Raw genomic sequence first — 15631 nt, forward strand, 5'->3', positions numbered from 1 at the left:
AAAGAGGACATATATGAAGATCAGGAAATGGAATGATAACTGGAAATTCTGGAGCGGCGGAGATTCTTTTGCCTTAGTATGGGGGATACCGGAAAACGCTGTAGATGTAACGCTTCCACACGATGCAATGGCGCTTGAGACGCCGTATGAGGACTGCCCTAACGGGACTAATACCGGATATGCTAAGGGCGCGCTCTATACATATGTAAAAAGATTCTACGTTTCATCATCTGCGTATGCAGGCAAAGATGTAATAGTCAGATTTGAAGGAATATATGAAAAGTCATCTATCTATGTGAACGAGCAGCTTGTAGGAAGCTGTAACTACGGATATAGCGTAGTAGATGTTAATATTACGGGAGCTTTAAGGCTGGATGCGGAAAATGAGATAAGAGTGATTGTTAGAAATGGGGCTATGCCAAACTCCAGATGGTACAGCGGCGGCGGAATCTACAAAGATGTATATATGCTAATAGGAGAAAAGGCTCATATTGCTCCTTATGGCGTTCGTATAAATACGCTTACTCTTGATGATGACAGTGCAGAGATCCTTGTGAAAACAAGAATTGATAATAAAGACAATTCCAGGCTTACGGCTAGTCTTGAGACAAGGATCATAGATCCTTCAGGAAAAGAAGCCGCTTCTGTCAAAGTGCCTGTGCACTTGATGCCTCTTGAAAGTAGAGAGATCGTGCAGAGAATCACTGTTACTGATCCAAGCCCATGGTCTGAAGATACGCCGGATCTATATAAATGCGTATCGGTGATTACTTCAGATGACTTTTGTGCTACAGAAAAAGATATAATAATGGATTCTAGCGAAGAGTCATTCGGAATAAGGACTATGTCTTTGGACAAAGTACACGGCCTTAGAGTTAATGGCAAGACTGTAAAGCTCAGAGGTGCCTGCATCCACCATGACAGCGGGCTTATTGGAGCTGCAACCTATGACAGTGTGATGTACAGGCAGGTTCGCAAGATGAAAGAAGCGGGATTCAATGCTCTTAGAATAGCCCATAACCCTGCTGCGCCTGCGCTTCTTAGAGCCTGTGACAAGCTGGGCGTATATGTCATGGACGAGTTTGTTGATATGTGGACTCGTAACAAAACAGACTATGACTATAGCATAAGCTTTGAGACTGATTGGAAAAAGGACCTTAAGTCCATGATCATGAAGGACTATAATCATCCGTCTGTGATCATGTATTCAATTGGTAATGAGATACCTGAGATAGGTACGGATATAGGTACCCGTATCGGAACACAGATGAATGCATATGTCAAAGAACTTGATGATAGCAGGTATACAACAGCCGGTATCAACGGCGTATTCGCTGCAGGAGACAAAGTTGGCGAGATAATGCAGGATATATTGAGTGCTGCATGTGATAAAAAGGAGCAAAAATCTGCAAAAGATGTAGAAGGAATAGAAGCTGAAGTAGAAGTTGAAATAGAAGCTAAAAGAGAAGTTGAAATAGAAGCTAAAAGAGATGTTGAAATAGAGAAAGAATCAGGGACACAAGAAACTACTGATAGCAAAGTAGATGGAAAAGCAGATGGTAATGTAGATGGCAATGCTGATGGTAATGTCAATGACTTCATGACAGTTATGGATGCTCACATGGATGAGATCGTCAATCACAAGGCTGTATCCCAAAGACTTGATAACGCCTGCACTTTCCTTGATATAGCAGGTTACAACTACATGACTGCCAGATATGAAAAAGATTATGTAAACAATCCCGACAGGATAATAGTAGGATCAGAGACTTATCCGCCGCAGATAGCAAGGAACTGGGCTGAAATAGAAAAGTACAGTACAGTGATAGGCGACTTCACCTGGACAGGCTGGGACTATATTGGAGAAGCCGGAATAGGTATACCTGCCTATAAGTTTGGCGAGGGAGGCTTTGGCGCTTCATATCCATGCAGATTATCATATGTCGGAGATTTTGATATCACAGGCTTTAGAAGACCCGTTTCTTATTATAGGCAGATAGTCTTCGGACTTAGAAAAGCGCCTTATATAGCAGTGCAGGATCCTCATCATTACGGTGAAAAAGTCATAACAACGCCATGGGTCATGAGCGATGCCATATCATCATGGACATGGGATATACCTAGAGGAAGCGGCGTTATAGTAGAAGTATATTCGGCCGGAGATGAAGCTGAGCTCATACTTAACGGCAAGAGCCTTGGCAGAAAAGCTTCAGGCAAAAAGGAAGGATACAGAACACTTTTTGATATAACTTATGAAAAAGGTGAACTGGAAGCTGTCTCATACGAAAACGGCAAAGAGATAGGCAGAGTGTCTCTGGTAACCGCAGGAGAGGCTTCTAAGATTGAAGTGGTCAGGGAACAAAATGACTATAAGGAAAGCTGTAATAATGCTATAGGCAATGGCTCTATAAATATCAAAACCATTGATAAAGCTATGGAGAAAGAAGCGTCATGTGACAATTCTGATTCATATGAAAATATGGAAATAGTATATCTGAATATATCCCTTTGCGACGACGTAGGCAATGTCAACACAGAGTCAGACACAGATATCCATGTCAGCTTGTCAGACAATCTGGAGCTAATGGGCTTTGGCTCGGCAGATCCAAGAGATGTCACAAATTATAAGACTTCAGACACAAGAACCTTTAACGGCAGATGTCAGCTGATAGTACGCCGCCGAGATAATAATAAGGGGATTGTAACCCTGAAAGCGGGTGAACTATTAACAGAGTACGAGATAATATAATTTATATGGGCTGCAATGGCTGGCCCGCTTCATTTTTGCTCATCGTAAAAAATGTCGGATTTGGACAATTATATTACATGGATTCGATGTTTTGATAACTATAAAATGTAATCACATTAAACACACGGGGTATACAGGGTACAAAAAAGGAGAAAACGTTTATGGAGGTTACAATGTCTAAAGATCAGGGAGCACAAAGTGCTAAGAAAGAAGAACATGTAAGCAAAGCCTTTTCATGGTTCCATGCAACATCAGTCAATGGCGGTGCGATGGTCATTGCGGCAGTTATTTCGAGTTATTTTTCCCAGTATATGACAGATCATATGGGGCTGGCAGCAGGAGCGGCTTCACTTATCATGTTCATAGCAACGCTATGGGATGCTATCAATGACCCGATCATGGGAGTACTTGCAGACAGGACGCATACCAAACTTGGAAGATACAAACCTTATTTTATCTTTGCACCAATTCTTTTAACACTGTTCTCAGTACTTATCTGGGTCAATCCCGGATTCTCAGCAACAGGTAAGTTTATATGGGTGCTTGTGACATACATAGGATACGGCATGACAGTTACTATGTATACAATGCCTCAGATGGCTATCCTTCCGGCAGCTGTTAAGAGCAACCAGAAGAGAAATATGATCATCACAATGGGCGCCGGTACCTGCGCAGCAGCATTTACAATCGGTAATACATTCACACCACAGCTCACAGGATTTTTTACAAATCTTGGATTTAGTAACGGATACATACCGCTTATGATCGTATGCGGCATCCTCTCAGCTGTTTCATTCTGGGGACTTTTTGCAACATCCAAGGAGAGATACCTCCAGCCTGTTAATCAGGGCGAGACTCTTAAGAACCTTAAACTTGTGCTTAAGCATGTAGAGCTTTTCCCTAACATCATCGCATGGATCATGGCTTCAATGGGATATGGACTTATGTTCTCAACTTCAGTTTATTACATGATGTATTACTACATGAGACCAGACCTTATCTCAGTATACATGGGCGTTATCTCTATCGGCGCACTTGTATCAATGGTTGTCCTGATGCCTATTTTCCTTAAGGTATTTAAGACTGGTCAGAGAGCACTTATGGTATCTCAGATCTTATCTATGATCTGCTATATCATCCTTTTCTTCTTTGGTAAAACAAACTTCACATTCCTATGCGTTCTTACATTCATCTCAGCATGCACATCATCAATGCAGAATGCGCTTGTAAATGTACTTGTAAATGACGCGATCGACTATATTCAGCTCAAAGAGGGCATCTCTGCCAACGGCGTTATTTCTTCAATTAAGGGATTTGCCCAGAAGTGCGGCAATACATTTACAAACTCCGGAGTACTTCTGGTACTGTCACTTTCAGGATATGTAGCCAATGCAATAGGCCAGGAGCCTGAGTCAACATTGTTTGCACTTAACTTCCTGAAGTTCGGCGCACCATGTCTTACAGGCATCATCCTGATCCTGAGCGTTATGTTCAATCCTGTGCACAAATATGCCAAGGAGATCGAAGATATGAAGAGCAAGATGGAAGATGTGGCCTGAACTTAGTAAAGAGATCTGTGCCTTGTTCAGAGGCTTAAGATATGTTCAGGATATCATATGATGTCAAAAGAAACTTGTGATAACTATCTCGTATTATAGTAAAAAAAGAGGCATACTCTTGATGGAATATGCCTCTTTTTTTAGTGCATCCGACGGCGATTATCTATGATAAGCTAGTCGATATTAGTGTACTGACTCATAAAATCCTGACAAGGATTATCAGGGATCAAAGCGAGGGCCGCCTTGACTGTTCTTCTTTTTGGAATGGTTTGAACTGTTCTTCCTGCGAGTGCTTCTTGCGGTATTCCAAGGGCGATTCCTTGTAGATCCCGCGGAATACTCTTGAGAAGTGATCTGCCGAATTGTAGCCGACCTGATCTGCAATCTGGCTGACTTTCATATTGGTATTAACAAGAAGGTTGATCGCATCATTTATTCGCAGCTCCTTGATAAGATCTGTGAAGCTTCTGCCGGTGTTGTGCTTTATCAAAGTGCTAAGATGAGGCTCGCTGTAGTGGAAGAACTCGGCGAGGGACGAAAGCGTCAGAGTCTGATAATTGTGCTGTATATACTGAAGTATGAGCGAGAAGTCAGTACCCATCTGGTAATTATAGAACTGTATAGTACTGCTGTAGTTTCTCAGAAGCTCTGAAAAAATAAGGTTGACCCAGTTGATACAGCAGCTGTTACTATATGTATCGCCTTCGTGGCACTCTAAGAGGGCATTACGCATATAGCTCTTAAGCTTTTTATTTTCCCTGGTAAAAAATAAAAGGTAGTTCTCATGAGAATCATCCTGCAGGATGGTTCTGAAAAAGTGCCCCAAAAGGTCTTTATTGGACAGTAGTGAAAAGAAGTTGGCATTAAAGGTGCTCTTCCTGATCATAAGTGTATAGACCGTTGACTCATCATCAATAGTGATATCGTGCAAAGAGCCGGGAGCTATCACGCATATCTCGCCGCTTTTTAAAATCAGATCTTCTCCGTTGAAATGGAAGTTGCAGCTTCCTTCTACAACATAATTGATCTCAAAATAGTTGTGACGATGTGGATCACGTCTTGTATATCTTGGATGGCGTATTATGAACACATCACGGCTCTTGGGGATGATGGATCCCTCTTCAACAGTACTGGTTGTACTTTCCATGGGAGTGACAGTCAGTATCAGAGAGTCTATTACCTTGTTAAACTCTGCGGTTGTAGACTCGCTGTTCCAGTAGGGCATTACAAGCTCAGGGCGCTCATCAAGGAGCATGCCGTTAACTTCAAGATAATTGATCATCTCGATGAACTGAACCTTATTGCCGGACTGATTATAATACCTTCTCATGTGGTTTTGAAACTCACCATAACTAATATACTTATTCATCTCAACCTCTTAATAAGCAATAAATGCAATGCAGAATTCGCACTTGCCAAACATACGCCACTCCTTACTGCTGTTCCAACGCGGACAGTTTATAAAGTCTTTTCGTGTCTTGAAGGTGTTATAATTCAGGGCATGATATCTGAAGCTTTATATTCTGGGAGCCGAAACTCGCTTCGCTCAAACATGCGGCTCCCATGCAGAATATAAAACTCCATCTATCACGCTCCTGAATTTTATAACACCTTCAAAAGAGCACGAAAAGACTTTATAAACTGCCCACGTTGGAACAGCAGCAAGAAGTGACGTATGTTTGGCAAGTGCTAAGTTCATGTATTTTTATCTTAAATATTCAACCTAAAAATAACTTCAAACAATGTAAACTATTGCAAATCAAAGTTAAAAAATCCCTTATCGAATGCTCTATGTGACAGAGCAAAAGTAAAAAGCGCGTGTTATCAGATATTTATACAATAAACCACCACAAAAATCAATCTTAAAAAATGTCGGATTATGCTTAAGATTCCCTATGTAGTTACACCCCCTTTTTACATAAAATCTATAAATAACTAAAACCCCCACTTGTCCGGACCGGCATCCCAAAAGTCTTTACTGGGACAGGCAGTATATAAATCATTGCCACGCTTTTTAATCGTTTTGTAGAATTCATGAGCGTGATAGCTGGAGATTTTTATTCTGCCCGGGGTCCACATGTCTGAGCGAAGCGAGTTTGGACCCCAGAATAAAAAGCTTCAGATATCATGCCATGAAGTCTAAAAACGATTAAAGCGTGGCAATGATTTATATACTGCCTGCCCCAGTAAAGGCTTTGGGGATGCCGGTCCGGACAAGTGGGCAACTATAGTCGGCAAACAAACCAACATCCCCTAATACTACGTGTGTTTAATGAATCGAATTTTTAAGGAGCGACATGATTGATTTTAAGGCAAACCCGTTTTTTCTTGACGATGAGAAGATAAAGTGGGTTGAAGAGACATATGACAACATGACCCTTGATGAGAAGATCGGACAGCTCTTTTGCCCGATAATCTTCACCAAGGACAAGCAAGAACTGGAAAACTTCATAGACAAATACCATATCGGCGGAATGCTCTATAGAGAAGGCCCCGGACAAGAGATAAGAGATGCCCACAAGATATTGCAGGAGGCGAGCAAGATCCCGCTTCTTACGGCTTCGAATCTTGAATACGGCGGCAATGGATCAGCTGTAGAAGGTACATATTACGGAAGGCAGATGCTGGTTGCAGCTACTAATGATACGGACAGCGCCTACAGGCTTGGCAAGATTTCCTGCAAGGAAGGAGCTGCAGTTGGAGTTAACTGGGCTTTTGCACCAGTAGTTGATATCGACAGGAACTATCACAATCCGATCATGAATGTCAGGACTTTTGGAGATGATGTTCAAAGGGTTATCGATATGGGAACTGCTTATATCAAGGCGGCAAAAGAGGAAGGCGTTGCAACAGCGGTCAAGCACTTCCCGGGAGACGGAATAGATGAAAGGGATCAGCACCTTCTTACAAGTGTCAATTCTCTGTCTGTATCCAAATGGGATGAAAGCTACGGCAGGATCTACGAGGCTATGATAGAAGCCGGGACTCTTAGCATCATGGCAGGTCACATAGCACTTCCCTCATATGAAGACTTCTATGAGGGCAAAGAGGTTGATAAAGTGATTCCTGCAACACTGTCTCCAAATCTTCTCAAGAAGCTTCTTAGAGACAAGCTTGGATTTAACGGTCTCATAACTACTGATGCTACACCTATGGTTGGCTTTTGCTGTGCCTGTGACAGAGAGACTGCCGTTCCTATGACTATAGAAAGCGGCTGTGACGTATTTCTTTTTAATAGAAATATAGATGAAGACTATGAATACATGCATAGGGGCTATGAAAAAGGTATATTGTCGGATGCAAGACTCGAAGAAGCGGTCAAGAGGATACTGGCAACCAAGGCTGCCCTTGGACTTAACACTAAGAAGGAAAAAGGCACTCTTGTACCTGACGAGGATGCTCTTAAAGTCCTTAACTGCAAAGAACATGACAGCTGGGCAAGAGAATGTGCGGATAAGGGTGTAACACTTGTTAAGGATACTCAGAATCTTCTTCCTATAAGCCCTGTTAAGCACAAGAGGATCCTTCTTCAGATCCTTGGTGAGTATGAGTCCAATGACAGGGTTCAGCGCTTTTTTGTAGATAAGCTCACTAAGGAAGGCTTCGATGTGACAGTTTATGTCAAAGAAGGCTTTGAAGTAATGGACGATTCTGTAGCTAAGCTCAAAGAAAGGTATGACCTTGTGATGTACGTGGCTAACATCGAGACAGCGTCCAACCACACTGTAGCCAGGATCAACTGGCATACCATGTTCGGACTTGGAACCAACATGCCCTGGATGGTATATGAGATGCCTGTTATGTTCATAAGTGTTGGCAATCCTTATCACCTTCTGGATGCGCCTATGGTCAAGACATTCATAAACGGATATTGCAATTCTGAGTATGTTATGTCAGCTGTCATAGACAAGATCATGGGAAGGTCACCTTTTAAGGGAGTGTCACCTATAGATCCTTTCTGCGGAAGACAGGATCTAGGATTTTAAGGCATAAAAGAACTTAAAGAACAGAAGAATTTAAAACACAAAAGAATTTAAAGTACAAAAGAATTTAAGATACAAAAGAATTTAAGATACAAAAGAATCCAAAGCATAAAAGAATTGGATATAGGAGTAGTAAATTTTGAAAGCTTTTATTTTTGACCTGGACGGCGTGATCGTCTTTACAGATAAGTTCCATTATCAGGCATGGAAGAAGATGGCTGACAGGATGGATATATATTTTGACGAGACTATTAATAACAGACTTCGCGGAGTAAGCCGCATGGATTCTCTTGAGATCATACTTGAGAATTATAAAGGCCATAAACTTGGACAGAGGGAAAAAGACCTACTTGCGGCTGAAAAAAATGATAACTATAGAAAACTTCTTGAGACCATGACACCTGATGATGTAAGCACAGACGTAAGGAATACTCTCAAAGAGTTAAGGCATAGGGGATATAAGCTTGCAATAGGATCATCAAGTAAGAATACCAAATTCATACTTGAAAGAGTAGGACTTATGGATGCATTTGATGCAATCTCTGACGGCACCAATATCACAAAGTCAAAGCCTGATCCGGAGGTCTTCTTAAAGGCTGCCGAGTATATCGGTGAAAGCCCCAAAGACTGCTACGTAGTTGAGGATGCATATTCAGGAATAGATGCTGCAGAAGCTGGTGGTATGACATCTGTAGGCATCGGCGATGCAGCAGGCTATGACAAGACAGACATCAAGATTCAGAAGTTTTCTGATATCCTGAGCCTTTCCTGAACTGATTGGGAGTAATGCCTTCTCTTTGCCTGAAGCAGTAGCAGAAGGCACTCTCATCCTCAAATCCGCAGGCATAGGCAATCTCTGATATTGTCATGCTTGTATTAAGAAGATTATATTTGGCAGCTAAGATGCGTGTTGATATGAGAAACTGGTGCGGACTTACACCGGTTTCTTTTTTGAATCTTCTGGCAAAATAGTATGGAGAAAAACCCGCAATCTCTGCCATCTGATCAAGAGATATATCTTTTGAAAAGTTATCTGAAAGATACGCAGTGACTTTCTTGATGCCATCCTGAACGGAAGTAACCGTATTATCATGAAAAGACATCAGTTCAAGAAGGATGTTGTTTATTATAAGACTCATGGATGCTTCGCTTACTAACTCATGCTTTTCAAAAGAATCATACAGCTTTAATAGCTCTCTGCGTATCATGCTGCAATTTGGCATAGAAATGATAGCTGAGCCCGGGACAGATATAGCACTTGATGAATCACTTACCAACATTCTATCTTCGAGCTGATCATTATTCCTTCCCATAAGCAAGTATTCAAAATAACTTCCTGCCATAGCGCCGTCAAAATGCATCCACAATGCCTTGCATCCGGAACCGCTCTTATAAGCATGAGGCTTATAACAGTCTATGATAACAACGTCCCCTTTTCTAGCAGTCTGGTAACCATCTTCGAGCAATATTTCCATAGAGCCGCTTTCTATAAGAATAATAAGATAGCTGTCGTAACGGCTTCTTGTAAGGGTATATGAAGGCATATATTCAAAACGCCCTATCACAGTAGGATACAGGAACAATTTGCGTGCCAAGGCCGTAGGAGTATACAAAAAGTATTGAGAATCTATGGTGATGTTCTGTTCTGTAGAATACATCGGAACTCTCCTTCTATATAGAGCAAGTTTTTTACATTATAAAGCAATATTCTTAATTGTTAAATATTTATATTGTAAGTATGATTTGTTAAGAACTTAAACTTAACCGCATGTCGCGAGCAAAGCGAGTGATTAAAAGGTCTATATTGGTGGATCTTGCGACACTAATTTGGATATGAAAATGAATTGTTCTCATACTTTCCACTTGGACAGACCAGCATCCCCAAAGTCTTTACAGGGGTAGGTAGTATATAAATCATTGTCACACTTTTTAATCATTTTATAGAATTCATGAGCGTGATAGATGGAGATTTTTATTCTGCCAGGGGTCCGCATGTCTGAGCGTAAGCGAGTTTCGGACCCCAGAATAAAAAGCTACAGATATCATGCCATGAATTCATAAAATGATTAACAGTGTGACAATGATTTATATACTGCCTACCCCTGTAAAGACTTTGGGGATGCTGGTCTGTCTAAGTGGGAAGTTCGGGCGATATATTAAATAAATGGAGTACCTTACCAAAAGGAGGCATCATGGATACAGTAAATATTTGGGAAGAGAAGGTTGAGATTCCAACTTATGACATTGGAGAGCCTGACATCAATCCAATGTTTCTTGAAAAGAGAGTGTATCAGGGCAGCAGCGGCAAGATCTATCCCTATCCTGCAACATCTGAGATCAAAAGAGAAAAGAAAAATAAGATCTGGAACGTTGTTTTCCTTGAAAATAAATATATCAAAGTCATGGTCATGCCGCAGCTTGGCGGCAGGATCCAAAGAGCCTATGACAAGACCAATGGCTATGACTTCGTATATTACAATCATGTGATAAAGCCTGCACTTGTGGGACTTACAGGCCCCTGGATATCAGGCGGCATAGAGTTCAACTGGCCTCAGCATCACAGACCCACAACATATATGAAGGTCGAGCACAAGATAAGGGACAACGCTGACGGCTCTAAATCACTTCTTCTTGGAGATGTAGACAGGATGTATGGCACAAGGGTCATTACAGCTATAACACTATATCCTGACAAGGCATATATTGAGATTGAAGGCCAGCTCTATAACAGAACGCCACTTCCGCAGACTTTCCTGTGGTGGGCCAACCCTGCTGTGTCTGTCAATGACAACACCCAGTCAGTGTTCCCGCCTGATGTACACTCTGTCTATGACCATGGCAAAAGAGCTGTATCAAGATTCCCAATTGCTACCGGCGTATATTATAAGCATGATTACAGCCAGGGCGTTGATATCTCAAGATATAAGAATATACCTGTGCCGACTTCTTATATGGCAGAGCGTTCTGATTTTGACTTTGTAGGCGGCTATGATTATGGCAGGGAGGCAGGACTTTTGCATGTAGCTGATCATCACATATCTCCCGGCAAGAAGCAGTGGACCTGGGGGTGCGGAGACTTTGGCAAGGCCTGGGACAGGAACCTTACAGATACAGACGGCCCTTATATTGAGCTGATGACAGGTGTATACTGCGACAACCAGCCTGATTTTGCCTGGCTTATGCCCTATGAGGAGAAGAAGTTCAGGCAGTACTTTATGCCATACAAGAAAGCGGGATATATCAAGAATGCAAGTATAGATGCGGCAGTTAATCTGGAAGTATCTGATGATAATATAGAAGCTATCGTCTATGCAAGCAGCGATCTTATAAATGCAAGAGTTGTTATTACTAATAATAAAGAAATCATACTGGATGAAAAGACCTCAATATCTCCTGAAAATGTATATACCAAAAATATACCTGCAAAAAATGCTGACAGATATAAGGTTAAGATAACTGTCTTTAATGAAGGCAAAGAACTTGTCTCTTATCAGGAGAAAGACTATGGGATACCTAAACTGGCCGAGCCTGCAAGACCTGCCAAAAAGCCTGAGGATATCATGACTAATGAGGAATTGTACCTTACGGGAAGGCATATCGAGCAGTACCGTCATGCGACATGGCTTCCTGATGGATACTATCTTGAGGGACTTAAAAGGGATGAAGGAGATATACGTATCAACAATGCTTATGGACTTCTTTTATTAAGAAGAGGTGAATTTGCCAAGTCTGAGAAGCACTTCAGGAAGGCAATTGACAGACTGACTTTATTAAATCCCAATCCTTATGATAGCGAAGCATATTACAACCTCGGTCTGTCACTCTTTTACCAAGGAAAAGAGGATGAAGCTTACGATGCCTTCTATAAGGCAACCTGGACCAGTGCCCAGCAGGAGATGGCTTATTACTATCTTGCAGTCATTGATTGCAGAAGAGGTGAGTACGACAGGGCGCTTGACCTGATTGAAAGAGGGCTTGTTAAGAATGCTCATAATATAAAGGCAAGAGGCCTTAAAGCTACGCTTCTTAGTATACTAAATAGAAATAAAGAATCTATTGAGTATATAGATGAAAACCTTAAGGTCGATGCCTTTGACTTTGTTTCCAGATTCCTGAAGATGGCGACTGAGCTTCGGGAAGCAGCGGCAGCAGATGAGAATGTTTTAGAAACAGATAAGAAGGAGAAGTGCAAGAATTATAAAGAAGAGCAAGTAGAAGAATATATAAAAGAACATAAAGAAGAATATAGAGAAGAATATAAAGAAGAATATAAAGAAGAATATAAAGAAGTAGTCACAGGGGATATAGAGAATTTCCTCCAGACAGCCCGAGATTTTGCCGAATATGGTCTTTATGAATATGCCGCAAGGGTTCTTTCATTATGCAAGCAGGATAGCCCTTTGAAGCACTATTACAGAGCATACTATCTTGATAAACTTGCCAGACATGATGAGGCACATAAGGAACTGCTCCTTGCGCAGGAAGCATCCTTCAAATACTGTTTCCCTAACAAACTTGAAGATATCCTGGTATTGGAAAGGTGTATAGAACTGTATCCTCAAGGCTCAAAAGCTTACTATTATCTGGGATGCCTGTATTATGATAAGCTTGGATATAACAAAGCAGTGGATCTGTGGGAGAAGTCAGGCAATCTTGATGACAGCTTCCCAACGCTCTATAGGAACCTGTCTATAGCTTATTACAACAAAAAAGGTGACAAGGATAAGGCCAGAGAGTGCATGGAGAGAGCTTTTGAACTTAATAAGAGCGATGCAAGAGTTTTCTTAGAGCTTGATCAGTTATATCAAAGACTTGGAGTAGACGCAGCAAAGCGCCTCGAGCTATTTGAAGATAATATATCTCTTATAGAAAAAAGAGACGATTTATATACCGAGTATGTGACCATTCTTAATATGTGCAGGCAGTATGAAAAGGCCTACGACATGATAATGCGGCATGACTTCCAGACCTGGGAAGGCGCCGAAGGCAAGATAACAACCCAGTACAAATTATCACTATATATGATGGCAAGAGGTAAGCTGCGTGATGATAAGCCGGAAGAAGCTGCAAGCCTTATTAACAAGGCGCTCTCATATCCTGACAACCTTGGCGAAGGAAGACTTGAAGGAACCAAAGACAATAATCTATATTACCTCCTTGGAAAATGTTATAAAGCTATGGGTGAGATTGAGAAAGCTACCGAATGCTTTAGAAAAGCTACACTTGGCGAAAGCGAACCGGCCGGTATGATGTACTACTATGACCAGCCGGCAGATATGATACTCTATCAGGGACTTGCTTATGGAGAACTTGATGACATTGGCAATGCTAATACCAGATTCTATAAACTCCTTGATTACGGTGAACATCACGAGGGCGATAAGTTCGTAATGGATTACTTCGCAGTATCAATGCCGGATATGTCTGTGTTTGATGCAGATATGGATCTAAAGAACAAAGTCCATTGTTACTACCTCATGGGCCTTGGCAACATGGGCCTTGGACACATTCCGGAAGCTGCAAAATGGTTTACCAAAGCTCTGCAACTTGACGTAAACCACCAACTTGCATCCTTGTATCTTGAGATGTGCTAAGTGATAGAGCTGCAGCATTTTACATATGGGTTTCTTGGTTAGTAAAGATTTTGAGCTGAGATGAAAACGGCATAACTAAATATCGGTAAATAATCGAAAAATAGATAATAAAAACTTTTTAATTGTGGTATCATGAGTATATGAAAACTATAATTAAATGGTCAAGTGGTATTTTAATAGGGATCGTGATAGTGGCTGCAGCCGTTTATATGGCTCTGGCAGTCTATTATCACGACCGTTTTGTTTTTGGGACATGGGCTCAGGGACATTATATTACAGGCCTGTCTGTTAGTAAGGCAGCAGAGCTTCTAAACAGCGAGTATGAACCCTGCGACATCACGGTTACAGATTTAGAGGGGCAGGAGTACATAGTCAAAGCTTCTGATGTTAATATCAAAGCAGATTATACCAAGTCCCTGCAGGCGGCTTTTGACAATCAGAATGTGATCAGCTGGATCTATCATCTTGTTAATGGCAAGGAGCTTACTATGGCCGCTGATATAACATATGACAAAGAGAAGCTCCAGAGCATAGTATCCTCCTGGTCTATGTTCGATCTTAAAGAAGAGGACAGAACTATAGAAATAGTAAACATAGTTGATGAAGGCTATCAGCTTATTGATACTACGGGAGACGTACCTGTATATGACGAGATACTCAAGCAGGTCGAAATAGCATTAAGAAGCGGAAGCAGCAATCTTGATCTTGGCTTGCTGGATTCATGTTACAAAGAGCTTGAGCTTACTGATGAAATGAAGTCTGTCAGGAAGACTTTTGAAAAGATAAGTAAGATCCAGGATATAGGAATAGTATATAAATTTGGAGATGATGAAATAGAGCTTAGCGGATCTTTTATGAGCAGTGCCATAGTTACAGAAGATATGGCGCCGGATCTAAAGTCTCAAAAGCCCAAGAAGAATCAGCCGGGGAGTGGCAACTTTATTGTTGGCGGCAAGGAAACATCTTTTCCCAAAGAATATTATATAGAGAATGGATTTGCAGTAGATAATGCGGGCAACATCATCGTAAGCGAATCTGCGCTATATGAAGGTGTGCAGGAACTATGCGGTCAGTATAGTACTGTGGGAGGCAGCAGGTCTTTTTACACCAGTAGAGGTAAGACTATAACAATTGACGGCGGAACTTATGGCAATAAGATAGATAGTAATAATGAGTTTGAATATCTGATAAGTTCTATCATAAAAGGAATCAAAGAGACTCACGAACCTACCTATGAACAGGTGGCTGCAAGTAAAGGCTCTGATGATATAGGCAATACCTATGTGGAGATCAGTATAGAGGATCAGCATCTGTATTATTATAAAGATGGGATTCTGATGCTTAGCTGCGATATTGTTACAGGCAATGTGGCAAGAGGAAGAGATACTCCCACAGGTGTATTCTATGTATATGGCAAGGCTAGAAACAGATATCTAAGAGGCAGGGGCTATGTGTCTTTTGTCAAATTCTGGATGCCTGTTTACAAGGGCGTTGGAATGCACGATGCATCCTGGCGGGATGAGTTCGGAGGAGATATATACCAAAACGAAGGTTCTCATGGCTGCATCAATCTTCCTACAGATAAGGCAGAAGAACTTTATGGTTATGTCGAAATAGGTACTCCGGTTGTGATATACTGATCATTACATTAATGATTCTTGTTTTTTTCGATGTAAGTGTGCAAGTTATGTGATAATATATTACTGAATCTTTAAAGCGTTCTGTATTTTTTATGTTCTTTAGTTT

The 15631-nt window shown here is 41.3% G+C and carries 9 protein-coding genes; 6 read left to right on the top strand and 3 right to left on the bottom strand.

The features are described 5' to 3' along the window. Positions 1-13: 13 nt before the first annotated feature. On the top strand, positions 14-2749 hold the full coding sequence (locus BMX21_RS05415) for a glycoside hydrolase family 2 TIM barrel-domain containing protein (RefSeq protein WP_092042162.1): 2736 nt from the start codon (positions 14-16) through the stop codon (positions 2747-2749). A 173-nt stretch (positions 2750-2922) separates the two neighbouring features. Next, a complete protein-coding gene (locus tag BMX21_RS05420) occupies positions 2923-4308 on the top strand; it encodes an MFS transporter (protein ID WP_092042310.1) in 1386 nt (461 codons plus the stop codon). A gap of 226 nt (positions 4309-4534) precedes the next feature. Here BMX21_RS05420 and BMX21_RS05425 read toward each other — a convergent pair whose 3' ends face one another. Both BMX21_RS05425 and BMX21_RS19335 read right to left on the bottom strand, forming a co-directional pair. Next, positions 4535-5677: an AraC family transcriptional regulator gene (locus BMX21_RS05425; protein WP_092042166.1), complete on the bottom strand. Its 1143-nt coding sequence runs from the start codon at positions 5675-5677 to the stop codon at positions 4535-4537. 177 nt (positions 5678-5854) lie between these two features. Then, the gene (locus BMX21_RS19335) at positions 5855-6007 is read right to left on the bottom strand and encodes a hypothetical protein (protein WP_177173938.1); all 153 of its coding nucleotides are present in this window, start codon (positions 6005-6007) and stop codon (positions 5855-5857) included. 598 nt (positions 6008-6605) lie between these two features. On the opposite strand from BMX21_RS19335, the gene BMX21_RS05430 reads away from it, so the two are divergent. Together BMX21_RS05430 and pgmB are read left to right on the top strand one after the other, a co-directional pair. Further along, complete coding sequence (locus BMX21_RS05430) at positions 6606-8294, top strand: glycoside hydrolase family 3 protein (protein WP_092042168.1); 1689 nt, start codon at positions 6606-6608, stop codon at positions 8292-8294. Positions 8295-8430: 136 nt separating this feature from the next. Beyond that, positions 8431-9063, top strand: a complete 633-nt coding sequence (gene pgmB, locus BMX21_RS05435) for a beta-phosphoglucomutase (RefSeq protein WP_027219085.1) — start codon at positions 8431-8433, stop codon at positions 9061-9063. Here the strand turns inward: pgmB and BMX21_RS05440 are convergent. Next, the gene (locus tag BMX21_RS05440; protein ID WP_092042170.1) at positions 9023-9949 is read right to left on the bottom strand and encodes an AraC family transcriptional regulator; all 927 of its coding nucleotides are present in this window, start codon (positions 9947-9949) and stop codon (positions 9023-9025) included. The two genes, pgmB and BMX21_RS05440, sit on opposite strands and share 41 nt — an antisense overlap. Before the next feature lie 534 nt (positions 9950-10483). Between BMX21_RS05440 and BMX21_RS05445 the strand changes: the two genes are divergently transcribed. Together BMX21_RS05445 and BMX21_RS05450 are read left to right on the top strand one after the other, a co-directional pair. Continuing rightward, complete coding sequence (locus BMX21_RS05445) at positions 10484-13885, top strand: DUF5107 domain-containing protein (protein WP_092042173.1); 3402 nt, start codon at positions 10484-10486, stop codon at positions 13883-13885. A 140-nt stretch (positions 13886-14025) separates the two neighbouring features. Then, on the top strand, positions 14026-15525 hold the full coding sequence (locus BMX21_RS05450; RefSeq protein ID WP_092042175.1) for a L,D-transpeptidase: 1500 nt from the start codon (positions 14026-14028) through the stop codon (positions 15523-15525). Positions 15526-15631: the final 106 nt, after the last annotated feature.

Source organism: Butyrivibrio sp. TB (assembly GCF_900110805.1).
In the GTDB taxonomy this organism is placed as follows: Bacteria; Bacillota; Clostridia; order Lachnospirales; family Lachnospiraceae; genus Butyrivibrio; species Butyrivibrio fibrisolvens_C.

Coding starts and splice junctions, on each gene's coding strand:
- BMX21_RS05415 (WP_092042162.1), top strand. CDS start 14: ATGAAGATCAGGAAATGGAATGATAACTGGAAATTCTGGAGCGGCGGA.
- BMX21_RS05420 (WP_092042310.1), top strand. CDS start 2,923: ATGTCTAAAGATCAGGGAGCACAAAGTGCTAAGAAAGAAGAACATGTA.
- BMX21_RS05425 (WP_092042166.1), bottom strand. CDS start 5,677: ATGAATAAGTATATTAGTTATGGTGAGTTTCAAAACCACATGAGAAGG.
- BMX21_RS19335 (WP_177173938.1), bottom strand. CDS start 6,007: ATGAACTTAGCACTTGCCAAACATACGTCACTTCTTGCTGCTGTTCCA.
- BMX21_RS05430 (WP_092042168.1), top strand. CDS start 6,606: ATGATTGATTTTAAGGCAAACCCGTTTTTTCTTGACGATGAGAAGATA.
- BMX21_RS05440 (WP_092042170.1), bottom strand. CDS start 9,949: ATGTATTCTACAGAACAGAACATCACCATAGATTCTCAATACTTTTTG.
- BMX21_RS05445 (WP_092042173.1), top strand. CDS start 10,484: ATGGATACAGTAAATATTTGGGAAGAGAAGGTTGAGATTCCAACTTAT.
- BMX21_RS05450 (WP_092042175.1), top strand. CDS start 14,026: ATGAAAACTATAATTAAATGGTCAAGTGGTATTTTAATAGGGATCGTG.